We start from the raw sequence: 21,138 nt of genomic DNA, 5'->3' as shown, positions 1-21,138 counted from the left end.
GACAGGTCGGGCCCTCGCAGGTGCGACGGTCCGATGAAGTGCGTGCGATTCCGGCACGGGTGTGGCGTCGAGGCTATCGCCGTTGGGGGAACGGGAGCTGTGCCGTCGGATCAGGTAGCGGCGGAGTTCGTCGGCGCCCCATGAAGGGGTAGGGCAGCAGGAACAGCGGGTCGCTCGCCGGGAGGGAGGCGTGGTGCAGGGGTTGCCCGGGCTCGGTCGGGTCGCCGGGGGTCCAGTCGGCTCGGGTTAGTTAGGCCTGGTCGCCGCGGACGACGACAACCGGGCACGGGGCCTGCTGGACGCAGTGCTGGCCCACTGAGCCCAGCAGTGTGCCGGCGAAGCCGCCGAGCCCGCGGTTGCCGATGACCAGAAGCTCAGCGCCGTGCGCCCGTTCGAGAAGGACCTCCGCGGCGTGGCCGGACTCGACGATCTGGCGGATCTCGACCAGATCGTCGTCCGTGGTGATCTCAGCGATGGCCTGTGCCAGCATCCTGCCGGCGACCGTCCCGAGTTCGCGGTCGACCGATGCCGGTGCCCAGCCGTAGATCTTCGGGAAGCGCCAACAGATCACCGCCTCGACCAGGGCGCCGGTCGCGGCGGCCTGTCCGAGGGCCCATCGCAGTGCGCGCTTGGACGGGGATGAGCCGTCGACGCCGACGACGATCCGTCGCTCGTGAGGAACTGCGGTGTTCATGTCGTACCCCGCTCTGGGCTCGGGAGCAACGCGGTCGCCCCTGATCCGACCGTGCACCGCCGGGTGCCGCAACCCCAGGGCCGCCCGGCCCCCACCTCCGGGGCCGGTCCGGCCCTCGCGGGGGTCCCGGGTCTGGGCGAGCATGAGAGATGTGCGAGAACGCGCCCGCCGGGATAGCCCATGGCACAGCCCAAGGTTGGCCACACCCCTCCGTGGCGTGTCGTTCAGGAGGTGATCGCTATGGCTGCGCCTGTTCCATCGCCGGTCCGGGTGGAGGCCCGGCTGGACCTGCCGCTCTCGCGGTGGCTCTGGCTGGTCAAGTGGGTCCTGGTCATCCCGCACTGGATCGTCCTGTGCTTCCTCTGGCTGGCCTTCATCCTGCTGAGCGTGATCGCGTTCTTCGCGATCCTGTTCACCGGCCGGTACCCACGTGGCATCTTCGACTTCAACGTGGGCGTGCTGCGCTGGTCCTGGCGGGTGTCCTACTACTCGTACGGCGGCCTCGGCACCGACCGCTACCCGCCGTTCAGCCTCCGCGAGGAGCCCGACTACCCGGCACGACTGGACATCGCCTACCCCGAGCAGCTCTCCCGCGGGCTGGTCCTGGTGAAGTGGTGGCTGCTGGCACTGCCGCACTACCTCGTGGTCGGATTCTTCCTGGGCGGCTTCCGCGAGATCTGGGGCGGCGGACTCATCGGCCTACTCACGCTGTACGCGGGAGTGTCACTGGCCGCCACCGACCGGTACCCCACGGGCATCTTCGATCTGCTGGTCGGCCTGAACCGGTGGGTGTTCAGGGTCGCCGCATACGCGGCCCTGATGACCGACGACTATCCGCCGTTCCGGCTCGACCAGGGAGGCCGCGATCAGACCGACGGCGCCCTCCCGGGGCAACAGGCCGAGCGGTGACATGCTGCTCGCCCCGGTCGCCCTCACCGTGGCGACCGGGGACCATCCCGATGCGATCGTGATCGGGCTGGTCATCCTGGTGAACACCACGGTGGGGGTCGTTCAGGAGATCCGTGCGGCCAGTGCGGTGGCCGCGCTGTCCGCGCTCTCCGCCCCCACGGCGCGGGTGCTGCCCGACGGGGAGGAGCGGGAGGTGGCGGCAGCCGCCGTGGTACCCGGCGACATCCTGCTCCTCGCCGAGGGAGCCATCGTCCCCGCCGACGTCGCTGCAGCGCCGTCTGGCCGGGCTGGGCCGGGTGCTGGCGCTCGTCACGGTCGGTCTGTGCCTGGCGGGTGTTCGTGCTGGCGTTGGTGCGCGGCCAGGCGCCCGAGGCGATGGCGGTCACCGCGATCAGCCTTGCCGTTGCAGCCGTCCCCGAGTCGCTGCCTGGGCCGCCCGTTGATGGGCCTCGCGCTGCCGCTGCGCGCGGGCCAGATCCTGTGGATCAGCCTCCTCACCCACGCGTTGGTCGCCTTCGCCGCGGCTCGCGTGGTCGGCCGGTCGGAACGGGAGGGCCCGGTCGGCTCCGGCGCCCCGGGGCGGTGAGGAGCGGGAGCGCCATGAGCGGGGCGGCGATGTCAGGGGACCGGCGATGTCAGGGCACCCGGTGCCCGTGCTCGGCGGCGATCCGGCGGGCGTGGGCGACGATCTCGGCCGCCGCGTGCTCGCTGACGCCCAGCGCGTGGACGAGGCGGTGGGCGTTCCAGCCGTGGCGGGCGAGCAGGACGGTCAGCGGGTGGTGGCCGGGCTCCTCGGCAGCTGGCCGGACCAGCGGGGCCGGGGCAGGCACAGGCGGCACCGGGACCGGGAGCGCGGCAGTACGGCTCCGCACCAGGGCCCGGCGCAGCTCGTCCGCACCCCAGACGACGAACGGGAAGGGGACGACGATCGCGAGCTGCGCCGGAGTGAGCGCCGCTGTGCCGAACAGCCGGTGCAGGGCGGGGACATAGACGATCGTGGCGGCGAAGGCCAGTGAGAAGGCGATGCCGCCGAGCAGCTGCGGGTTGCTGAGGACACCGATCGCGCGCAGTGAGGCGTGTTCGGTGCGGGCCGCGAAGGCGGTGCCGATCTGGCAGAAGACGATGCCGAGCCAGGCGACGGTGGTCGCCTGCTGGTACGTCAGGTGCAGCGCGGTGCCCGCGCCGGTCGGGTCGCCGGGGTGCCAGCCGCCCGAGGTGAGGGTGAGGAAGTAGCCGCCCATGATCAGGATGGCGGAGATCAGTCCGAGGAACCCCCAGGAGCGGGCCAGCATGGCCCCTCGGATCACTCGCTCGTCACGCGGGCGGGGCGGACGGTCCATGAGCCCGGGCTCGGCCCTCTCCCGGCCGAGGGCGAGGGCCGGCAGGGTGTCGGTGCCGAGGTCGATGGCGAGGATCTGCATCACCGTCAGCGGCAGGGGAATGGTGCCGCCCGCGAGCGCGAACACCAGGAACGGGACGACCTCGGGGACCGCGTGGCTGAAGATGTAGACGATGAATTTGCGGATGTTCTCGTAGGTCCGCCGACCCATCTCCACCGCCGCCACGATGGTGGCGAAGTTGTCGTCCGTCAGCACCATCGTCGCGGCTTCGCGGGCGACGTCCGTACCGGAGCGGCCCATCGCCACACCGATGTCGGCCCGCCGCAGCGCGGGGGCGTCGTTGACGCCGTCCCCGGTCATCGCCACTGTGTGGCCCTCGGCGCGCAGAGCGTCGGCGATCCGGAGCTTGGCCTCCGGCGACGTACGCGCGAAGATCACCTCCTCGCCGCGGCCGAGAAGCGCGTCCAGCCGGTCGTCGCCCATCGCATCCAGCTCCGTGCCGGTGACGATGCGCATGCCGCGGTGGCCGATGCCGACCTGCTCGGCGACAGCGGCCGCTGTCAGACCGTTGTCACCGGTGACGACGTGCACGGTGATCCCGGCGCGGTGGGCCTGTTCGATGGATCGGGCGACCTCCGGCCGGGGTGGGTCGGCCATGGCGACCAGGCCGATCAGACACAGCCGCTGCTCTGCCTCCTCGCGGCGGGCCGGTGGCTGCTGCCCGGGAGCGAGCGGCCGCCGCGCCACGGCGAGGACCCGCAGCCCGCGCGCGGCCAGTCGGCCGACGGCGTGCACGACCTCGGTGCGGTCGGCAGGGGTGAGAGCACGCTCGGTGCCGTGGTCGAGCAGGGTGACGGCGTGGGAGAGGACCTCCTCCGGGGCGCCTTTGCTGTGCAGGACGATCCTGCCGTCGCGTTCGTCGGCGGTGGTCATCAGTTTGACGTGCGGGTCGAAGCGGAACACCGCCCGGCGCTCACGCTCTCGCTGCTCGGGCGGGCAGGCCCTGCCGACACGGGCGGCCAGCTCGAGCAGCGCGAGTTCGGTCGGGTCGCCGTGGCCGGCCTCCGGGTCGGCCGTGGTGCAGGTGGCGGCCGCGTCGGCGAGCAGGAGCAGGTCGGCGGGCGCCTGCGGAGCGCCGTCGAGGGGGAGCTCAGCGGCGGCGAGCCAGACAGCCGTGACGCGCATCCGGTTCTCGGTCAGCGTTCCGGTCTTGTCGGTGCAGATGACCGTGGTCGAGCCCAGCGTCTCCACCGCGGACAGCCGCTTGACCACGGCACCGCGGCGGGCCAGGTCGCGGACCCCGGCGGCGAGGGCGAGGGTGATGGTCGGCAGCAGGCCCTCGGGCACGTTGGCGACCAGCAGACCGATCGCGAAGGACACCGCCGCCGCCAGGGACAGCCCGGCGGCGAGGCCCATCGGCAGGAATGCGACCCCCACGCCGATGGCGATCACGGCGATCAGCCGGGCGACTCGCTTGACCTGATGCTCCAGCGGGCTCTCCTCCCGCCGGGTGCGCTGGCTCAGCGCCGCGATCCGGCCCAGCTCGGTGTGCATACCGGTGGCGGTGACCACGGCCAGAGCCTGTCCTCCCGTACAGGCGGTGCCGGAGAAGAGCAGGTCACGCGCTCCCAGGACGGGCCCGGAGTCATCCGCGAACTCGGCGGAGCGGAACACGGGGACGGACTCGCCGGTCAGCGCGGACAGGTCGACCTCCACGCCGCCCGACAGCAGGCGGGCGTCGGCGGAGACCTGGTCACCCTCCTCGATCACCAGGACGTCACCGGGCACCAGCGTGGTCGCAGTGACCTGGCGACGCACGCCGGCGCGCACCACGGTCGCCTGCTCGGGCAGGAAGTCGGCAAGCGCTTCCACGGCCTGCTCGGCCTGTCGCTCCTGAACGAACGCGAGCAGCGCGTTGAGCAGGATCACCACCAGGATCGCCACCGCCAGCGCGAGGGCGCCGCTGAAGGCCGCCAGGAGCGCGGCGAACGCCAGCAGCAGTGCCAGTGGGTGGGTGAACTGCTGCGCCAGCTCCCGGGGCCAGCGCCGTCCGCCGCGCCGAATGAGGGCGTTGGGTCCGTAGACCGTCAGGCGGCGGGCGGCCTCACGTTCCGTGAGGCCCCGCGGGGAGGTCCGCAGATCGCGGAAGAGCAGGGCGAGCGGCTCGCGCGGGTCCGGGCCGTCGGTCGCCGCGGCCTCCCTGGCCTGATGGATTGTGTCCGCTGCCTCGGAGGACATGGTCAGGACGGGAGCCGGGGAACCGTGACGACCGGGCAGTGGGCGCGGTGCGGAAGCCCGTGCGGAACGGAGCCGAGCCGCATACCGGTGAACCCGCCGCGGCCGCGACGCCCCACCACGACGGCCAGGGCGTGCTCGGAGGCCTCGGCCAGTTCCTTGACCGGGTGGCCGCGGATCACCTCGTGGGTGAGCTCCAGGTCGGGAGAGGACATGGACCGCCCGGCCGTGGTCTCGGCCAGCAGCCGCCGCAGCGTCCGGACGGCCCCCTCCTCGTCGACGTGGGCGATCAGCTGGAACTGCCACACCCACACCGCCCGCAGTGCGGCTCTCCGTCGGGCCGCGAGGTCGACCTCCTCGTGGCCGCGCAGCGCGTGAATGACCGGCGGCACGGCGTGGAGCAGCCGCAGAGGCAGGCCGCGCCGGTCGGCCTCGTCGGCGGCCCAGGCCAGGGCCATGGGCTCCGGTTCGAGGGCGTCTGCGCCGAACACGATCGGACGGCGTTCGCTGGCGGACGTCATGGCTCTCCTCCACCCGTGCGGGGTCGGCGAGCCGTGGCCGGCCGCCATGCCCATACCGGCAACCGTATGTCCCGCAGCGATCGGCCGCGAGGGCCGACGGGCCCACGATGAACGGGGCCACCTGCCCCTCGGCCTGTCCCCGGCTCGGGCCGCAGAACGGGTTCTGCCATAGCCCGAAGGCACCGCGAATGGTCGTACGGTGCCGTTGGACATGTGGACATGCTGGTCGTAGAGGTCAAGGCCGACCGGCCTATGCGCCTTGAGCTTCCCGACAGGCGTCGCGACCCGTGGCACACCAGGCCCGTCGAACATTGCATCGCCTTGAGCCGCTGCCCGGGGAGCAAGGAGATGACCGCAATGACCCAGCCGTCGCCGACTCCTGCCGAGTGCCGCCTGCTGGCCGCCGCCGGGGGAGCGACACCCTCGCTGCACAACAGCCAGCCGTGGCGCTTCCGCCCCACGGCGGACGCGCGCGGTCTCGAGGTGTACCCCGGTCCGGCCCGCGCCGTCCCGGTCACCGACCCGGACGGGCGAGCCCGGTGGATATCGGTCGGTGCCGCACTGTTCAACCTGCGCACGGCTGCCGGCCACCTCGGCCGAGGAACGGCGGTGCGGCTGCTGCCTGACCCGGCGGAGCCGGAGCTGGCCGCTGTTCTTGAGTTCTCCGAGCCGGCATCGGCGCTCGATCCGGACCTGTACGCGGCGATCCGGCATTCCAGCCGCCGTCCGTTCACCAACCGTGACGTACCCGAGGCCGTGCTCGGGGAGTTGATCGCCGCCGCCGGAGCCGAGGGCGTGGTGCTCTCCCCGCTGGAAGAGGCCGGCGTCCGCCAGGTCCTGGCGCTCACAGCCGAGGCCGAGCAGCGGATCGCCGCCGACGCCGCAGCGACCTGCTGCGGGACGACCCGGCGATCCGCCGGGAGATTGGAGGACGTGCTCGGCCGGATGGCGGGCATCAGCCCCCGCAGCGGTAGGGGTCGAAGTGGAGCGCAACTCTCAGTCGGCGAACGTGTGAAGCGATCGCGCGTCGCCCCGGCTTGGACTCTCCGTGCGGTCGCCGTGCGGGTAGTGGTGCAGGTGGGCGTCCGGACCGGGGAAGAGCAGCGAGATCCGCCCGTTGTCGGACCAGAGCACGTCATAGGGCGGGCTGCCGTCCGCGTGGTGCAGAGCCACGATCCGGCCGTCGCGGCGCGGCGTGCCTGGGCGGGTGCCCTCCACGATGACCCGGTCCCCGATGCTGGCCTTCATGGCGACCTCCCGTTGTCTCGTGTGTACGGGCGTCCCAGACGGCCCACCCGTACACCCCAGTTGACCAGCCCGCCCGGCCTCGCACCAGGGCCGGGTGGGCCACTGGGACGGGGACCCGCGGCCCAGCTGGCGACACAGGCGAGAAAGCTCCCGTCCGGCCCCGCAGACGGGGCCGATCGGTCCTGGGAAGTGCCGGAGGCTGCGGCGAGGCTGGAGATCGGGGCATCCGCGCCGTTCGCGAGGAGAAGGCCATGGACGCCCGGACGCAGGACGGACAACGCCCGCTGCCGGCCGCCACCGGAGTCCGCAAGGTCGATCGGACCGGATCCGTCGAGGTGGCGGCCGTCTGGGGATCGGCGTCACCGGGCTCGGCGTGGTCATGGTCCGCGCGGTCCGGGAGCGCAGGCGCACCACCGGGTTGCTCGCTGTGGGCAGTCGGGGCCGGGGCACATTCGCCCGAGCCCTGCTCGGCTCGGTGAGCCAGTAGTGCGCGCTGCACGCGATCTGCCCGGTGGTCATCGTGCGCCCGAGCCGACCCGGAGCGGAGCGTCACTCAACGGTGCTCTCCAGGAGGTCGCGGGCGATCCCGCCCGCCCAGTCGTCTATCTCGGACCAGTCGCGATGGTCGCCGTACCGGCCTCCCATCGCGCGGAAGACCAGCCGACCGGTGATCGGCCAGTGTTCCGGCGACACCGCACCGGCGAAGTCGTGCTGTCCGATCGGCTGGAGCGCCGTCCGCAGCTCGGCCGGCAGCTCGGCCCCACGCCTCGCCTTGAGACCGCGCAGCCGCCGGGCGACGCCCGGACGGAAGGCGCTGGTCCGTTCGCCCACCAGGCTCACGCTGTAGACCCAGACCTGGCACCCGGCGAGCACGTCGGCGGTACGCCGGAGGGATTCCACCGCCTCGGGCAGCCACCTCCCGTCGTGGATCGCGCTGCCGAGCACTGCGGCGGCGAAGCCTCTCGGGTCGGTGTGCCGGTCGAGGGGGCCGACGACGACCTGATGGCCATGGCGCTTCAGCACCGATGCGATGCGCTCCGCGACACCGCGTGTGGAGCCGTGCGCACTTGCATATCCGACGAACACCTTCATGGCGTGCCTCCCGGCTCGCATCTCCGTGACTCCATCACAGTGCGCCACAGGCCTGCCGCAGGAGGGCCGACCGCCCCCGTACGCGGGGCGACCGGCCCTGGTGTGGGGGTGTGCGCCGCCGCATCCTGGATGTGCCGGCCGGTCCGGAGCAGACCGGCACGGGCTCGACGGAGGCTCGCGATGAAGAAGCAGAAGATCCTGGTCGCGTACGGCAGCAAGCACGGCGCCACGGCGGGCATTGCGGACGAGATCGGCCGGACACTGGATCAGGACGGCTTCGAGGCCGCCGTCGTCCCCGCGGCCGACGTCCGTGACGTGTCCGGATACGACGCCGTGATCCTCGGCAGTTCGCTCTACGCCGGGCACTGGCACCGCGACGCTCTCCGCTGTGCCCACCGCAATGCCGAGGCGCTGGCGGAACGGCCGGTCTGGCTGTTCAGCAGCGGGCCGGTGGACAGCTCCGCCGAGCAGCACGACATCCCGCCCGTGCGTGGTGTGGCCAAGGAGATGGAGCGTCTGCACGTGCAGGGGCACGTCACCTTCGGAGGCAGCATCACTGCGGGGACACCCGGCCGGATCGCCCGCTCACTGGTCCGGCATGGCAAGGGCGGAGACTTCCGCAGCCCGGAGCAGATCCAGAGCTGGGCCCACCAGGTCGCGAGTGAGATGCGCTCCCGCGCCGAGGCGTAGCGGGCGGAGCAGGCCCGGTCCGCCGCGCGCCGGGTGAGTCGGCCAGCACTACGACAGACGGCGGCCACGCGCCGTGTCCACCAAGTCCGCACCGCGCAGGCGGCCGGCCCCCCGGACCTCGTCGGCCCGCGGGCCGCGAACAGGCCGACGCCGGGCAGCCGGCGCGCCACCGGGTGACCGCCACCCTGCTCACCGCCGCCGTCGACAACCCGGTGCGAGTGTCTTCGCCAGCACAGTGTCTGTGCCAGCCCACGCCGAGGCCTCCCGGGAGTATCCGTCGGCGCACCCGAACAGCGGAGTCGTCGCAGTGTCGAGCGGTACCGCCCCCGGTGCGACCGTGCCGATCCGGGTCGACGACGGCGCCCCCGCTGCTTCACCGCTCGTACACAATCACCGCCGCATGGCGTCTCACCTCTTGCCCTCATCGTGCTCCGCCGACGACGACCGGTGCGTTCGCGGTGTCCGCCCGAGTCGGCGGGGTCAGGCAGCGGTGCGGATGACGCGTCCGGTGACAGCGGTCGGCCTGATCCTCATCCAGGTGTCGCGGTGCCCTCCTGCCCAGGGCCGGGGGTCGGCGTGTTCCTCGAACCAGCCGACCGCCTCCGGGTCGGTGACCTGCTCCGCCGTACCGGTGACCAGAACACTCCAGCCGCTGCTGAACGCCTCGTCGAGCTGGTCGACCTCGAAGGCGACCCCGCTGCCCGCAACTGTGGCGAGGATGCTCTCCGCCGTGGTGCGGTAGAGCACCGTGCCGTCCAGCACGCGATAGTTGACGGGCAGCGCGAGGGGACCGTCCGGCGTCGACAGGGCGACCCGGCCCACACCTCCGGGCGACAGCTTCGCCCAGCACTCCCAGCGGGCCAGTTCCTCCACCACCGGGTGGTCGGCGGGCCCCCTCCGTCCTGGCGGCGATCCTCGACCGCCGCCGAGGAGGTGGGAGATGGTGGTTCCGAGCGCATCGGCGAGCCTGGTGAGCGTCTCGATTCCGACGGCGTCCGGGCTCGACTCCAGGTACTCGAGGTAGCCCGGGTCCATGTCGGCGGCGGCCGCGACCTGCTCGCGGGTGAGTCCGAGCTGTTCGCGGCGGTGTGCGACCCTGCGGCCGGTGTCGCCCGGGTCTGCCGGGCGGGAGTCGGCCCGGTCGCTGTCCATCCTGCTCATGTCGCTCACCTTGTCTCTCGGCGCCTCATCACCTTCATCGTCCGGCGCTCGCCGGCCAGGGGTGAGGGCCGGTCGGGCCGGTCGGTCGGGTCCGTAGGGCCCTGCGCGGTGGTTCCAGGACTCAGCGGCCGGACATCGGGGCCGACCGGCCCTGTCGTGGGACCGGAGCCGGACCGACGGTGGAGGTGAGCCCCTGCACGGCCGGAGAGAGGGAGCCGACGATGTCCACGGTTCAGCACCTGCCGTCTGCCGTCGAGGCACTGCTCGCGGACGGCACCACCGCCCTCATCCGTCCGCTCGCCCCGGCGGACCACGACGCGGTGCTCGACCTGCACGCCGAGCGAATGTCCGACGTGAGCCGTCGGATGCGCTTCTTCGGCGCCAGCCGCCGCGCGCCCGAGCTGACTGCGGACCGGCTGTGCGGGCCGCCCCGACCGGGATTCCTCGCGCTCGGCGCGTGGGTGGGCGGCGACCTGGTCGGCGAGGCGGACTACGAGAGCGAGCCCGGGCATGAAGACGCCGCCGAGCTGGCTGTGGCCGTCGCGGACGCCTGGCAGCACCGGGGGGTGGGGACGCTGCTCATCGAGCACCTGGTTCATGCGGCTCGCGAGCGCGGGATTCACACGATCGAGGCGGACACACTCGCCGGTAACCGTGCGGTGCACCGGGTCTTCTCCGATCTGGGCCTGCCCGTCCACCGCCACCTCGACCAGGGTGAGATCAAGGTCACGGTCCCGCTGGACGAGAGCGACGAGCACTACCGCGAAGCTGTCGACGAGCGGGGTCGGGCGGCCGACGTGGCAAGCCTGGCGGCTTTGCTCCGGCCGCGCTCGGTGGCCGTGGTCGGCGCGTCCCGCCGCCTGGGCTCGGTCGGCCAGGCCGTCCTGCGGAAGATCCGTGAGGGCGGCTTCACGGGCGAGGTGTGGGCCGTTAATCCCTATGCCGAGCAGATCGCGGGCGAACCCGCCTACCCGGCCCTCGGTGCCCTGCCCAGAGTCCCTGACCTGGCCGTGCTGGCCGTTCCGCCGGCCGTGGTGGCGAGCGCAGCGCAGGAGTGCGGCCGAGCCGGGGTGCGGGCCTTGGTGGTCCTGACCTCGGGCCTGGGCGCCGATGCCGCCCGGCAGCTGATGCACGCCTGCCGCCGCCACTCGATGCGGCTGGTCGGACCGAACAGTCTCGGCATCGCGCAGACGGACCCGGAGGTCCGGCTGGACGCCGAGTTCGGCGGGGCCTTCCCGCTACCCGGCACAGCCGGGGTGGCGGTGCAGTCCGGCGGTGTGGGCATCGCGCTTCTGGAGCGCCTGGCCTGGCTCGGCATCGGCGTCTCCAGCTTCGTCTCCCTCGGTGACAAGTACGACGTCAGCGGCAATGACCTGCTGCAGTGGTGGGAGAGCGACGGTCATACCGACCTGGCACTGCTTCACGTGGAGTCGTTCGGCAGTCCGCGCGCCTTCGCGCGTACGGCCCGGCGGGTGTCCAGGACGATCCCCGTGCTCACGGTGGATGCCGGGCGCTCGGCCGCCGGTCGGCGCGGAGCAGCCTCGCACACCGCGGCGGCGGCCACCCCGACCGTCACGAGGGAGGCGCTGTTCCGGCAGGCCGGCATCACCGCGACCCGCGGAATCGCCGAACTGGTGGAGACGGCGGCCCTCCTGCACGCCCAGCCGCTTCCCGGTACACGCGGCGCGGTGGCGGTCGTCTCCAACGCGGGCGGCATCGGCATCCTGGCCGCCGACGCCTGCGTGGAGGCGGGCCTGAGCGTGCCGGAGCTTCCTGCGGCCCTGACCGACGAGCTACGCGCCCTGCTTCCGGCGGCTGCGGGCGCCACCAACCCGGTGGACACCACGGCGGCGATCGGCCTCGACGAACTGCGCAGCTGTGTCGACATGCTGGTGCGCAGCCGGGCCGTGGACGCGGTGCTGGTGTGCCTGGCCCCGACTGCACTGACCACCGGCGAGCGGGATGGCCTGGTGCACGCCCTGGCGGACGGGCCCGCCCGGCGGCGCGTGCCGGTCGTGGCTGTGATGCTCAGCCAGGAGGTTCCGGTCCGCTACCTGAGCTGCGTGGACGGCCGCCGACTGCCCTCGTACGCGGACCCGGTGACAGCGGCCCGGGCGTTGGCCCACGCCGTGGACCGGGCGCGGTGGCTGGCCGAGCCCACCACCGCCGAGGCGGTGGTGTCCGACAGCGATCCGGCCTCGGGTCGGCTCCTCGTGGACGCCTTCCTCGGAGCCAATCCGGGCGGAGGCTGGCTCGATCCGGTGCTCACGGCCCAACTCCTGGAGTGTTACGGGCTTCCGCTCACCCTGTCGATCTGGGCTCCGGACGAACACGCAGTCGTGCTCGCCGCCCAGTCTCTGCGACAGCTCGGGCACGACGGCCGGGTCGCGCTCAAGGCCTACTGGCAGGGTCAGGTGCACAAGAGCGCCGCCGGGGCCGTCCGGACCGGTCTGACCACCGACGCCGAAGTGCGTTCCGCCTACCGCGAGTTCACCCAACACTTCGGCGACCGGATGGCCGGGGCCGTGGTCCAGCCGATGGCCGGTCCCGGCCTCGAACTGCTCGCCGGCGTGGTGCAGGACCAGGTGTTCGGCCCGCTGGTCGTATTCGGCCTCGGCGGCACCGCCACCGACGTCATGGACGACCGCTCCGCCCGACTGGCGCCGCTGACCGAACGCGACCTTTCGACGATGATCACGGACCTGCGCAGCGCCCCGCTGCTGCTGGGCCGCCCTGGCCTGCCGGGGGTCGACCTGGCGGCGGTAGGGCGGGTGCTCGCCGGACTGTCCCGCCTGGCCGCCGACCTCCCGGAAGTCGTCGAGGCCGACCTCAACCCGCTGATCGCCCGGCCCGACGGCCTTGCCTGCGTGGACGCGAGGATCCGCCTGGAGCCCAGGCCGACCTTCGACCCGTACCTGCGGCGCCTGCGCCGCCCGGTCGCGGACCCGCCCAAGGAGGAGCCATGAACCACAGCATCCTCGATGGGACTCCGGCCGAGGGCTTTGCGGACGCCGGCCAAGGCCGGGCACTCGGCCACGCCGCAGTGCGTGACCGGATGAGCCGGCCTGCCGTCGCGGTCACTCCGGCCACCGACTTCGGCGCCATGGTCGCCGCGATCACTGCCTCGCGTCGTGGGGTGCTCCCGGTGGTCTCCCCGGACGGCGTTCCGCTGGGCGTGGTCGCCGCCTCCGACCTGCTCGCCGCCTACGATTCCGGTGACAGACCGCTCGAGATCACCGCACAGGACCTGATGACCGCTCCGGCCGTCACCGTGTCGGAGGATCTCACGGTCGCGGAGGCCGTGCACACCGCTCGCGCCGAGTCGGTGCACCATCTGCCGGTGGTCGACGGGGACGGGCGACTGTCCGGTCTGCTCTCGCCGGTCGACCTGCTGGAAGCGTTCCGTGCGGACGACGACGCGCTTCGCACCGTTGCACTGGCCCAGGCCCTCACCCCGGGCTCGGGCGTGGTGCCCAGCTCCCTGCACGTCAGGTGCGAACGCGGTCACGTCGTCCTCGCCGGGCGCACGCGCTCGCGCAGCGACGCCGCTGCCCTCTGTCTCCGGGTAGCCGCGATCGAAGGCCTGACCGGAGTCATCGACCGGCTCCGCTGGGACGTCGACGACACCGACCTGCGCGGCGCATCGGGAAAGCGTGAGCCCCGGTGACGACTTCACAGCAGTGGGCAGCCCGAGCGAGCGCGCCGGTGCGACTCGATCCACGCACGGTCGACGCCGTCGTGCTGGACACGGACGGAGTGCTGACGAATTCCCGGGCCCTGCGCTCGGCCGCCTGGCAGGAGACCCTCGACGCCTACCTCGCCCAGTACGCCCATGTCACCGGCCATCCGCGTCCGCGCCGCGCGGTCTCGGCCAGCCGCGTCGGCGGCCTGACCGGCCTGCTGGAGCAGGACACCGCAGCCGCGCTCCTGCAGGCGCAGGGCCGTCTTGCGAACCTGGCAGAGCAGCATCTCGGGCCTGCGGGTGAGGATCTTCTGGACCTGCTCGTCCGCTACGCGGACCACCGCTTCCTGGAACTCCTGCAATCCGAGGGTGTCCGGGCTCGCAGCGGCGCGGCCCGGCTGCTGTTCGACCTGCGCGCCGCCGGGATCCGTACGGCCGCGCTCTCCACCAGCAGGCACGGCGAGCAACTGCTGCGCAGCGCCGGGCTCGTAGGCCTTGTGGAGGACCGGGTGGACGCCGCCGACGCGGAGCACTACCAGCTCGCCGGTCCGCCGGAGCCGGCCATGTACCGGCTCGCCCTGAAGCGGCTCCACTGTGTGCCCGGCCGTGCCGCGCTGCTGACCGACACGGCGGCCGGGCTGGCCGCCGGTGCCCGGGCCGGATTCGGCCGGCTGGTCGCGGTTGCCAGCGACGATGCGCCTTGGGAGGGCCCGGAGCCGGTCGTGCCCGGTCTGGACGCCGTCGTCGTCCCGCCCGCCGTGCGGTAGTTCCTTCAGCGGACGAGTACCCGCTCTCCGGAGCGCGGTACGACCGCGGTCCAGCCGAGCTCACGGTCGATCCGGTCCCGCAGCGCCTCTGATCCGTCGGGCTCGCCGTGCACCAGGTAGGTGGCGCTGGGCGGTGGGGCGTGGCGCAGCCACTCGATGATCTCGGCGGCGTCCGCGTGCGCGGAGAACGCAGGGACGTTGACGATTTCGGCGCGCACCGGCACGTACGTGCCGTACATCTTCAGCACCCGTGCGCCGTCGACGAGGTCGCGGGCGCGGGTGCCGTCGGCGGCGAAGCCGACGATGACGACCGTGTTGCGCGGGTCGGGCAGCAGCCGGCGCAGGTGGTGCACCACGCGGCCCCCGGTGGCCATGCCGGAGGCGGACACCAGGACGGACGGCACGCTGGAGCGGTCCAGCGCCAAGGATTCCTGGAGGGAGTGGATCAGGGAGAACGGTTCGGGGTCGAGGGCCGAGCCGCTGTCGTCCAGGACCTCGGGGCGCAACTGCGCCGAGCGCCGGGCGAAGGCCTCGCGGTAGATCTGCAGGGCGGCCAGGGCCATGGGACTGTCGACGTACACCGGGGCATTGACGGAAAGCCGGCCGACCCGGCGCAGCTCGGCGAGCTGGTGGAGGACGACCTCGGTGCGGTCGACGGCGAACGACGGGATGACGACCGTGCCGCCGCGGGTGAGGGTGCGGCTGATCGCGGCGGCGAACCACTCGCGGGCGGCGGTCTCCTCGTGGTGGCGGTTGCCGTAGGTGGACTCCATCAGCAGGACGTCCGCGCCGGTGAAGGGTTCGGGCGGGCGCAGCAGCGGGTGGACCGGGCGGCCGAGGTCGCCGCTGACCGCGAGGGTGTGGCCGTCCTCCAGCGTGAGGTGGGCCCAGGCCGAGCCGAGGATGTGCCCGCCGTGGTGCAGCCGCAGCACCATGCCGCCGGTGATCTCGACGCCGGTGTCCAGCTGGACGGGGTCGAACATGCGCAGGGTCTTCTCGACGTCCTCCTCGTCGTAGAGGGGCTCGGCGGGGCGGTGCTTGGACCAGCCGTGCTGGTTGGCGTGGTCGGCGTCCTCACGCAGCAGGTGGGCGCTGTCGCGCAGGATCAGCTCGGCGAGACGCGCGGTGTCGGGGGTGGACAGCACCGGTCCGCGAAAGCCCTCGCGGACCAGACGCGGTAGGTAGCCGCAGTGGTCCAGGTGGGCGTGGGTGAGCACCACGGCATCGATGTCGGCCGGGTCGAGCGGGAGCGGGCGGCGGTTGCGGCGCCGCAGCTCGGCCAGGCCCTGGAACAGGCCGCAGTCGACCATGACCCTGGCGCGGTCGGTCTCGACCAGGAACTTGCTCCCCGTGACGGTGCCGACCCCGCCGAGGAAGGTGAGCAGACCCGGGCGGGGCTGCGGATGAGGGGCGGTGGCGTCCGTCGTCATGGCGACCTCCAGGAGAAAGACCCCGGGGATTCCCATGGTGCGGCCCCACGGCCCTGCTGTCCTGGGCCGAGGCCCTGTGCGGTCGACCAGCGCGGGTGGAGAGTGTGAGGTACGGGACACTTCGCGGCATCACCGCGCTCCCGGTCATCGACGACCAGGGCCAGCCGATCGGCATGATGTCCGAGGCCGACCTGATCCGCAAGGAAGCCGTCCTGCCCGACCCGGAGGGCCGCACGTCCCCACCCACCTTCGGCCGCCGGTCGTCGCCACCCGGACTGTCGCGCCATGGCCATCGTTCACCTCCACGCGTCCGCCACCCCATCGTGTCATCCGGCAGGGGCAGGCTCACCGGGCCGCGCGCGCCGAGCTCGCGCAGAATCGGAGCAGACCGTGCCGGTCCGGCTTCAGGAGTGCAGCGATGGACACCACCGAGCCCCGGGAGTCCGGGCAGCCCGTCCAGGTCTTCCTGCTCGATGACCACGAGGTGGTCCGTCGTGGAGTACGGGATCTGCTGGACGCCGAACCCGACATCGAGGTCGTGGGCGAGGCCGGGACCTGCGCCCAGGCCCTGGCCCGGATCCCGGCGCTACGGCCGCAGGTCGCGGTCCTGGACGTACGGCTGCCCGACGGCGACGGGGTGACCGTCTGCCGCGAGCTGCGCGACCGGATGCCCGAGCTGGTCTGCCTGATGCTCACCTCCTTCGACGACGACGACGCACTGCTGGACGCGATCATGGCGGGGGCGGCGGGATACGTGCTCAAGCAGGTGAAGGGCGCGGACCTGGTGAGCGCCGTCCGGGCGGTCGCCTCCGGTCAGTCGATGCTCGACCCGGCCACCACCCGCAAACTCATGGACAGCCTGCGCCACCACGACGAGAGCGACACCGACGCCGCGCTCGCCCAGCTGACGCCACGCGAACGCGAGATCCTCGTCCTGGTCGGCGAGGGCAAGACCAACAGGGAGATCGGCAAGGACCTGTACCTCGCCGAGAAGACCGTGAAGAACCACGTCTCGCGCCTGCTCGCAAAGCTCGGCGTCGAACGTCGCCTCCAGGCCGCCGTGATCGCAGCCCACGCCGACAGCGAGCAGCATCCGGGCCGCCCGCATTGAGACCGTCCAGCCCGGCAGGTTGAACCGATCGGCCCAAGCGCCGAGAACGCCTGCGGGCCTGGGCCGCCAGGCCCCATGGCGGGGCCGGGTGGGTCGCGGGTGGCGTCCCGTCAGCCGTACGGGACCACGGCGAGCGGGCTGTGGACGTGGTGAATCGCCGCCTCGGTGACCGGACCTAGGTGGGGACCGGCGGTGCCGGCGCCGCTGCGCCGGCCGACGACCAGCAGGTCCGGCCAGCCCACGGCCTCGATCAGCGTTGCCCCGGGGCCGCCGCACAGCAGGGACGCCACCACTGTTACGGCGGGGTACCTCTCCCGCCAGGGCTCGACCGCGGGGGTGGAGCGCTGCATCGCGTCCGCCGCCAGCTCCTCCTCGAGCTCCGCGACCACGCCGGGGTCAGGTCGCCGCCGTCCGGTGGTCGCCAGGCGTGGACCACCCGCAGCGGGACTGGGCGCCGGGCGGCCGACTCGAACGCGAACGCGATCACCTCGCCGCAGTGGTGGTCCAGGTCCAGGCGGAGGACCACCTCGCCGGTGGATCGCGGCGTGTCCCTCGTCGGGCGGGCGAGGACGATCGGGCAGACGGCGCGCTCGAGGACGTGCAGGCCCACCGGTCCGACGAGGAAGCCGCGCAGGGTGCTCAGACCCCGGGAGCCCAGCGCCAGCATCGCGGCGTGCTCGCCGGCCCCGACCAGCGCCTGGCCGGCGCTGCCGGTCCACTGGACGGCGGTCACGTCGACGGTCGACAGCCGGGCGCGCAGCTCGGCCTCCTGCCGGCCGAGCCGGCTGCGGGACTCGGCCACGGCGTCCGGCTGCCCGAGCATCTCCTCGGTCGTCCAGGGCCAGGCGAGCAGAAGCTCCAGGCGCAGCCCGCGCAGTTCCGCCTCACGCCCGCCCACTGCGCGGCGGCGGTGCTTTCGGGTGATCCGTCGCATCCGACGGTGATCGGGGTGTTCACGGCGACCCCCGAGGGGCTCGGACGGGATGGTCCGGTATCAGTCTCGCCCGCCGACGGCTACGGCGACCGGTGCCGGTCGGCCCTGATAGCGGGCCGGTGGGTTCCGCCAGGGGCAGGATCGGTCCCACCCGGCCGTCCGGGTCGGCACCGCACAGGAGGACGCATGGGGCGCACCGCCGAACCGGTCTCGCCGCCGGGCCGCATCGTCGTCATCGGTGTCGGCAACCCGCTGCGGGGCGACGACGGCGTGGGCGCCGCCGTCGTGGGCGTGCTGGCCGCCGATCCGTTCCCGGTGGCGCGCCTGGCGGTCTGCGACGGTGAACCCGCGCGTCTGATCGAGCTCTGGGACGGTGCGGAGCTGGCCGTCGTGCTGGACGCGGTGAGGGTGCCGCCGGAGCGGGCGGGCCGGCTGCACCAGCTGCGGCTCACCGGGAGCGGAGCGTCGGCACCCGGGGTGGCGACCGTCGAGCCGACTGCGGCCGGGTCGCACGGGCTCGGCCTCGGCCACGCCCTCGCGCTGGCCACGGCCCTCGGCCGGGTGCCCCGCCAGCTCATCCTGCTCGCGATCGGGGGAAGCGCCTTCACACTCGGACAGGGACTCGGCCCGGCCGTCGCCGAGGCCGTCCCGGGTGCCGCAGCGGCGGTGCGCGGCATCGTGGCCCGGGCCCGCACGGATCGGCGATGACCGTCGGACGTCGGGCGGTCGACCCGAACACTTCGCCCGTCCGGGGGAGCCGTGGCGTCGGTCCGGCGCGGCGGCGGGCCGTTGCCGCCGCTTCCCGACGTCGGCAGCACAGGATGAGCGGGCGACGCCGGGCCAGGATGCCCGGTGGCACCCGTCAGCACCGGGAGGTACCACCATGACCAGCGCTCCGGCGGCCGCCGCGGTCATCGATCGGGCGGGGCTCGACGCGCTGATCCGCGTGCTCGCCGCGCAGGGCCGTACCGTGGTCGGACCGACGGTGCGCGACGGTGCCGTCGTGCTGGCCGAACTCGCGTCCGGTGACGAGCTGCCGTACGGCTGGGGCGTCGAGCTGGAGGCCGGCCACTACCGGCTCCGCCCCCGCCCCGACGGCGCGGCCTTCGCCCACAGCGCCGGGCCGAACTCCTGGAAGGCGTTCCTGCACCCGCAGCGCGAGCGGCAGTGGACCGCGGACCGTGCGCCCGACGGCGGCCCGGTGTTCCACGAGGATCCGCCGCCCACGGTCGCCTACGCCTTCCTCGGCGTGCGCCCCTGCGACCTGAGGGCCATCGCCGTGCAGGACCGGGTGCTCGCCGGCGGCCCGCATGCCGACGGGCGCTACCGGTCCCGACGCACCCGCGCCTTCCTGGTCGCCGTCGAGTGCACCGAGCCGGGCGCCACCTGCTTCTGCGTCTCGATGGGCTCCGGGCCCGCGGCCGGGCCGGGCTACGACCTCGCGCTGACCGAGCTGGTCGACGAGGACGGCCACCGGTTCCTGGTCCGGGCGGGCAGCCCAGAGGGCGAGCAGGTGCTGGCCGAGCTGCCCGCCCGGCCGGCCGACCCGGACACCCGGGAGGCGGCCGACAGGGTCGTGCGGGAGGCGGCGGACCGGATGGGCCGCACCATGCCGCCGGTGGACCTGCGGGCCCTGATGCGCGACACCCTGGACGCCGAGCGCTGGGACGAGGTCACCGCCCGCTGCCTGACCTGCGGCAACTGCACCATGGTGTGCCCCACCTGCTTCTGCACCACCGCCGAGGAGGTCACCGACCTGACCGGTGACCACGCCGAACGCTGGCGGCGCTGGGAGTCCTGCTTCGACCTGGAGTTCACCCACCTGCCGGCCGGCCCGGTCCGCTCCTCACCGCGCAGCCGCTACCGGCAGTGGCTCACCCACAAGATCGGCACCTGGCACGACCAGTTCGGCAGCTCAGGCTGCGTCGGCTGCGGCAGGTGCATCGTCTGGTGCCCGGTCGGCATCGACATCACCGAGGAGGCCCACGCACTCGAGCACGAGCGCAGGACCGTTGCGGACCGCCCGGAGACGCCGTGACGGCCCTGCTCGCCGGGCTGACCGCCGACCACCGGGACCGCCTGCTCGCCCTCGGCCACGACGTCGCCTGGGCCGACGGTGCCCGGATCTTCGAGGAGGGCGGGCCGGCCGACCGGTTCTGGCTGGTCCGCAGCGGTCTGGTCGCGCTCGACGTCCATGCGCCGGGCCGTGGCACGCTCGTCGTCGAAACCCTGGGCGAGGGGGAACTCCTCGGCTGGTCCTGGCTGTTCGAGCCGTACCGCTGGCAGCTCGGGGCGGTGGCCCGGGGCCGGGTGTCGGCGACCGAGTTCGACGCAGCGGCGGTGCGGGCGGCGATGAGCGACGATCCGGTGTTCGGTCTGGAGCTGCTGCAGCTGATCGGGGCGCGGGCGATCGGGCCGCGCCTTCGGGCCGCCCGTACCCGGCTGCTCGACCTCTACGGCGGCGGGCAGGGCGCCGCCGGGACTGGTCCCGCGCGGTGACGGGCGCGCCGCCCGCAGCCGCGCCGCCCGTCCGCTACCGGGTCACCGCGCGCACGGCCGAAACGGCGGACACGGCCAGCATCGTCCTCGAGCCGGTCACGGACGCGCTACCGCCGTTCGCACCGGGCCAGTTCGCGATGGTCTACGCCTTCGGCGTCGGTGACATCCCGCTCTCGGTCAGCGGGATCGACGGCCACCGGCTGACTCACACCGTCCGTGCGGTCGGCGCGGTCTCACGCGCGCTGCACGGGCTGCGTCCGGGGGAGACGCTGGGCGTGCGCGGACCGTTCGGCACCTCCTGGACGCTGCCCGGGACACCTGGCGCGGACGTCCTGGCGGTCGCCGGAGGGATCGGCCTCGCGCCGCTGCGGCCGCTTGTGGAGTCGGAGCTCGCCGCGTCCGACCGCACCGGCGAGGTGGCGGTCCTGGTCGGCGCCCGCACACCCGCCGACCTGCTCTACCCCCAGGACCTCGACCGCTGGCGGACGGCCGGTGCCCGGGTGCTCACCACGGTCGACCGCCCGGATCGGCAATGGCACGGCGAGGTCGGCGTGGTGACCGCCCTGCTAGACCGGGCCGCCGTTGATCCGACCCGCACCACCGCCTACCTGTGCGGGCCCGAAGTGATGATCCGCGCGGCGGCCCGCGCGCTGGTGCACCACGGGCTGGCCCCGGACCGGATGCACGTCTCCCTGGAGCGCACCATGCACTGCGGCACCGGCCACTGCGGCCACTGCCAGCTCGGCCCGCTGCTGCTCTGCCGCGACGGCCCGGTGGTGACCTGGAGTCAGGCTGAACACCTGCTGGCAGTAAGGGAGTTGTGAG

General features: G+C 73.3%; 20 protein-coding genes. 11 read left to right on the top strand and 9 right to left on the bottom strand.

What is annotated here, in order from left to right:
- Positions 1–250 precede the first annotated feature (250 nt).
- Positions 251–694: a universal stress protein gene (locus tag ABWK59_RS00715; protein ID WP_354637214.1), complete on the bottom strand. Its 444-nt coding sequence runs from the start codon at positions 692–694 to the stop codon at positions 251–253.
- A 240-nt stretch (positions 695–934) separates the two neighbouring features.
- Here ABWK59_RS00715 and ABWK59_RS00710 point away from each other — a divergent pair, with 240 nt between their 5' ends.
- Complete coding sequence (locus tag ABWK59_RS00710; protein ID WP_354637212.1) at positions 935–1,603, top strand: DUF4389 domain-containing protein; 669 nt, start codon at positions 935–937, stop codon at positions 1,601–1,603.
- A gap of 1 nt (position 1,604) precedes the next feature.
- The gene (locus ABWK59_RS00705) at positions 1,605–2,189 is read left to right on the top strand and encodes a hypothetical protein (RefSeq protein WP_354637210.1); all 585 of its coding nucleotides are present in this window, start codon (positions 1,605–1,607) and stop codon (positions 2,187–2,189) included.
- A gap of 49 nt (positions 2,190–2,238) precedes the next feature.
- Here the strand turns inward: ABWK59_RS00705 and ABWK59_RS00700 are convergent, their stop codons facing one another.
- From ABWK59_RS00700 to ABWK59_RS00685, 4 genes are all read right to left on the bottom strand, one after another.
- Complete coding sequence (locus ABWK59_RS00700; RefSeq protein WP_354637208.1) at positions 2,239–5,181, bottom strand: cation-translocating P-type ATPase; 2,943 nt, start codon at positions 5,179–5,181, stop codon at positions 2,239–2,241.
- 2 nt (positions 5,182–5,183) lie between these two features.
- A complete protein-coding gene (locus ABWK59_RS00695; protein WP_354637207.1) occupies positions 5,184–5,699 on the bottom strand; it encodes a universal stress protein in 516 nt (171 codons plus the stop codon).
- A gap of 996 nt (positions 5,700–6,695) precedes the next feature.
- Positions 6,696–6,947 (bottom strand): DUF1918 domain-containing protein, encoded by a 252-nt coding sequence (locus ABWK59_RS00690; protein WP_354637206.1) that lies wholly within the window; start codon positions 6,945–6,947, stop codon positions 6,696–6,698.
- A gap of 549 nt (positions 6,948–7,496) precedes the next feature.
- Entirely contained in the window at positions 7,497–8,039 is a 543-nt protein-coding gene (locus tag ABWK59_RS00685) for a flavodoxin domain-containing protein (protein ID WP_354637205.1), read from the bottom strand.
- Positions 8,040–8,219: 180 nt separating this feature from the next.
- Between ABWK59_RS00685 and ABWK59_RS00680 the strand changes: the two genes are divergently transcribed.
- On the top strand, positions 8,220–8,729 hold the full coding sequence (locus ABWK59_RS00680) for a flavodoxin domain-containing protein (RefSeq protein ID WP_354637204.1): 510 nt from the start codon (positions 8,220–8,222) through the stop codon (positions 8,727–8,729).
- A 480-nt stretch (positions 8,730–9,209) separates the two neighbouring features.
- On the opposite strand, the gene ABWK59_RS00675 is transcribed toward ABWK59_RS00680, so the two are convergent.
- Entirely contained in the window at positions 9,210–9,890 is a 681-nt protein-coding gene (locus tag ABWK59_RS00675) for a helix-turn-helix domain-containing protein (protein WP_354637203.1), read from the bottom strand.
- A 221-nt stretch (positions 9,891–10,111) separates the two neighbouring features.
- Here ABWK59_RS00675 and ABWK59_RS00670 point away from each other — a divergent pair, with 221 nt between their 5' ends.
- From ABWK59_RS00670 to ABWK59_RS00660, 3 genes are read left to right on the top strand one after another with little or no spacing between them, the layout of a single operon-like run.
- Entirely contained in the window at positions 10,112–12,856 is a 2,745-nt protein-coding gene (locus ABWK59_RS00670) for a bifunctional GNAT family N-acetyltransferase/acetate--CoA ligase family protein (protein ID WP_354637202.1), read from the top strand.
- Positions 12,853–13,557: a cyclic nucleotide-binding/CBS domain-containing protein gene (locus ABWK59_RS00665; RefSeq protein ID WP_354637201.1), complete on the top strand. Its 705-nt coding sequence runs from the start codon at positions 12,853–12,855 to the stop codon at positions 13,555–13,557. Before ABWK59_RS00670 ends, ABWK59_RS00665 begins: the two co-directional genes overlap by 4 nt.
- 38 nt (positions 13,558–13,595) lie before the next feature.
- On the top strand, positions 13,596–14,339 hold the full coding sequence (locus ABWK59_RS00660) for an HAD family hydrolase (RefSeq protein ID WP_354637200.1): 744 nt from the start codon (positions 13,596–13,598) through the stop codon (positions 14,337–14,339).
- A gap of 5 nt (positions 14,340–14,344) precedes the next feature.
- On the opposite strand, the gene ABWK59_RS00655 is transcribed toward ABWK59_RS00660, so the two are convergent.
- Positions 14,345–15,769 carry an MBL fold metallo-hydrolase gene (locus ABWK59_RS00655; RefSeq protein ID WP_354637199.1) on the bottom strand — a complete coding sequence of 475 codons (1,425 nt, stop codon included), beginning with the start codon at positions 15,767–15,769 and terminating at the stop codon, positions 14,345–14,347.
- Positions 15,770–16,187: 418 nt separating this feature from the next.
- Here ABWK59_RS00655 and ABWK59_RS00650 point away from each other — a divergent pair, with 418 nt between their 5' ends.
- Positions 16,188–16,880 (top strand): response regulator transcription factor, encoded by a 693-nt coding sequence (locus tag ABWK59_RS00650; RefSeq protein WP_354637198.1) that lies wholly within the window; start codon positions 16,188–16,190, stop codon positions 16,878–16,880.
- Positions 16,881–16,990: 110 nt separating this feature from the next.
- Here ABWK59_RS00650 and ABWK59_RS00645 read toward each other — a convergent pair whose 3' ends face one another.
- Together ABWK59_RS00645 and ABWK59_RS00640 are read right to left on the bottom strand one after the other, a co-directional pair.
- A complete protein-coding gene (locus ABWK59_RS00645; protein ID WP_354637197.1) occupies positions 16,991–17,230 on the bottom strand; it encodes a universal stress protein in 240 nt (79 codons plus the stop codon).
- Positions 17,176–17,814, bottom strand: a complete 639-nt coding sequence (locus ABWK59_RS00640) for a universal stress protein (protein ID WP_354637196.1) — start codon at positions 17,812–17,814, stop codon at positions 17,176–17,178. The genes ABWK59_RS00645 and ABWK59_RS00640 overlap by 55 nt, the downstream gene beginning before the upstream one ends.
- A 186-nt stretch (positions 17,815–18,000) precedes the next feature.
- Between ABWK59_RS00640 and ABWK59_RS00635 the strand changes: the two genes are divergently transcribed.
- From ABWK59_RS00635 to ABWK59_RS00620, 4 genes are all read left to right on the top strand, one after another.
- Positions 18,001–18,522: a hydrogenase maturation protease gene (locus ABWK59_RS00635; RefSeq protein ID WP_354637194.1), complete on the top strand. Its 522-nt coding sequence runs from the start codon at positions 18,001–18,003 to the stop codon at positions 18,520–18,522.
- 175 nt (positions 18,523–18,697) lie between these two features.
- Positions 18,698–19,852, top strand: a complete 1,155-nt coding sequence (locus tag ABWK59_RS00630) for a 4Fe-4S dicluster domain-containing protein (RefSeq protein WP_354637193.1) — start codon at positions 18,698–18,700, stop codon at positions 19,850–19,852.
- Positions 19,849–20,313, top strand: a complete 465-nt coding sequence (locus ABWK59_RS00625) for a Crp/Fnr family transcriptional regulator (protein WP_354637192.1) — start codon at positions 19,849–19,851, stop codon at positions 20,311–20,313. Before ABWK59_RS00630 ends, ABWK59_RS00625 begins: the two co-directional genes overlap by 4 nt.
- A complete protein-coding gene (locus ABWK59_RS00620) occupies positions 20,310–21,137 on the top strand; it encodes an FAD/NAD(P)-binding protein (protein ID WP_354637190.1) in 828 nt (275 codons plus the stop codon). Before ABWK59_RS00625 ends, ABWK59_RS00620 begins: the two co-directional genes overlap by 4 nt.
- The last annotated feature ends 1 nt before the right edge of the window (position 21,138 follow it).

Origin of the sequence: Kitasatospora sp. HUAS MG31 (genome assembly GCF_040571325.1) — a bacterium.
Taxonomy (GTDB): domain Bacteria; phylum Actinomycetota; class Actinomycetes; order Streptomycetales; family Streptomycetaceae; genus Kitasatospora; species Kitasatospora camelliae.
Note: the sequence above shows the minus strand (reverse complement) of the source record. Positions and strands in the feature narration are given on the sequence as shown.

What these genes read in the sequence shown, in the direction of transcription:
- ABWK59_RS00675 (WP_354637203.1), bottom strand. Translation starts at nt 9,890, where the DNA reads ATGAGCAGGATGGACAGCGACCGGGCCGACTCCCGCCCGGCAGACCCG.
- ABWK59_RS00665 (WP_354637201.1), top strand. Translation starts at nt 12,853, where the DNA reads ATGAACCACAGCATCCTCGATGGGACTCCGGCCGAGGGCTTTGCGGAC.
- ABWK59_RS00715 (WP_354637214.1), bottom strand. Translation starts at nt 694, where the DNA reads ATGAACACCGCAGTTCCTCACGAGCGACGGATCGTCGTCGGCGTCGAC.
- ABWK59_RS00695 (WP_354637207.1), bottom strand. Translation starts at nt 5,699, where the DNA reads ATGACGTCCGCCAGCGAACGCCGTCCGATCGTGTTCGGCGCAGACGCC.
- ABWK59_RS00635 (WP_354637194.1), top strand. Translation starts at nt 18,001, where the DNA reads ATGGGGCGCACCGCCGAACCGGTCTCGCCGCCGGGCCGCATCGTCGTC.
- ABWK59_RS00680 (WP_354637204.1), top strand. Translation starts at nt 8,220, where the DNA reads ATGAAGAAGCAGAAGATCCTGGTCGCGTACGGCAGCAAGCACGGCGCC.
- ABWK59_RS00670 (WP_354637202.1), top strand. Translation starts at nt 10,112, where the DNA reads ATGTCCACGGTTCAGCACCTGCCGTCTGCCGTCGAGGCACTGCTCGCG.
- ABWK59_RS00705 (WP_354637210.1), top strand. Translation starts at nt 1,605, where the DNA reads ATGCTGCTCGCCCCGGTCGCCCTCACCGTGGCGACCGGGGACCATCCC.
- ABWK59_RS00690 (WP_354637206.1), bottom strand. Translation starts at nt 6,947, where the DNA reads ATGAAGGCCAGCATCGGGGACCGGGTCATCGTGGAGGGCACCCGCCCA.
- ABWK59_RS00710 (WP_354637212.1), top strand. Translation starts at nt 935, where the DNA reads ATGGCTGCGCCTGTTCCATCGCCGGTCCGGGTGGAGGCCCGGCTGGAC.
- ABWK59_RS00640 (WP_354637196.1), bottom strand. Translation starts at nt 17,814, where the DNA reads ATGCGACGGATCACCCGAAAGCACCGCCGCCGCGCAGTGGGCGGGCGT.
- ABWK59_RS00655 (WP_354637199.1), bottom strand. Translation starts at nt 15,769, where the DNA reads ATGACGACGGACGCCACCGCCCCTCATCCGCAGCCCCGCCCGGGTCTG.
- ABWK59_RS00650 (WP_354637198.1), top strand. Translation starts at nt 16,188, where the DNA reads ATGGACACCACCGAGCCCCGGGAGTCCGGGCAGCCCGTCCAGGTCTTC.
- ABWK59_RS00630 (WP_354637193.1), top strand. Translation starts at nt 18,698, where the DNA reads ATGACCAGCGCTCCGGCGGCCGCCGCGGTCATCGATCGGGCGGGGCTC.
- ABWK59_RS00700 (WP_354637208.1), bottom strand. Translation starts at nt 5,181, where the DNA reads ATGTCCTCCGAGGCAGCGGACACAATCCATCAGGCCAGGGAGGCCGCG.
- ABWK59_RS00685 (WP_354637205.1), bottom strand. Translation starts at nt 8,039, where the DNA reads ATGAAGGTGTTCGTCGGATATGCAAGTGCGCACGGCTCCACACGCGGT.
- ABWK59_RS00645 (WP_354637197.1), bottom strand. Translation starts at nt 17,230, where the DNA reads ATGCAGCGCTCCACCCCCGCGGTCGAGCCCTGGCGGGAGAGGTACCCC.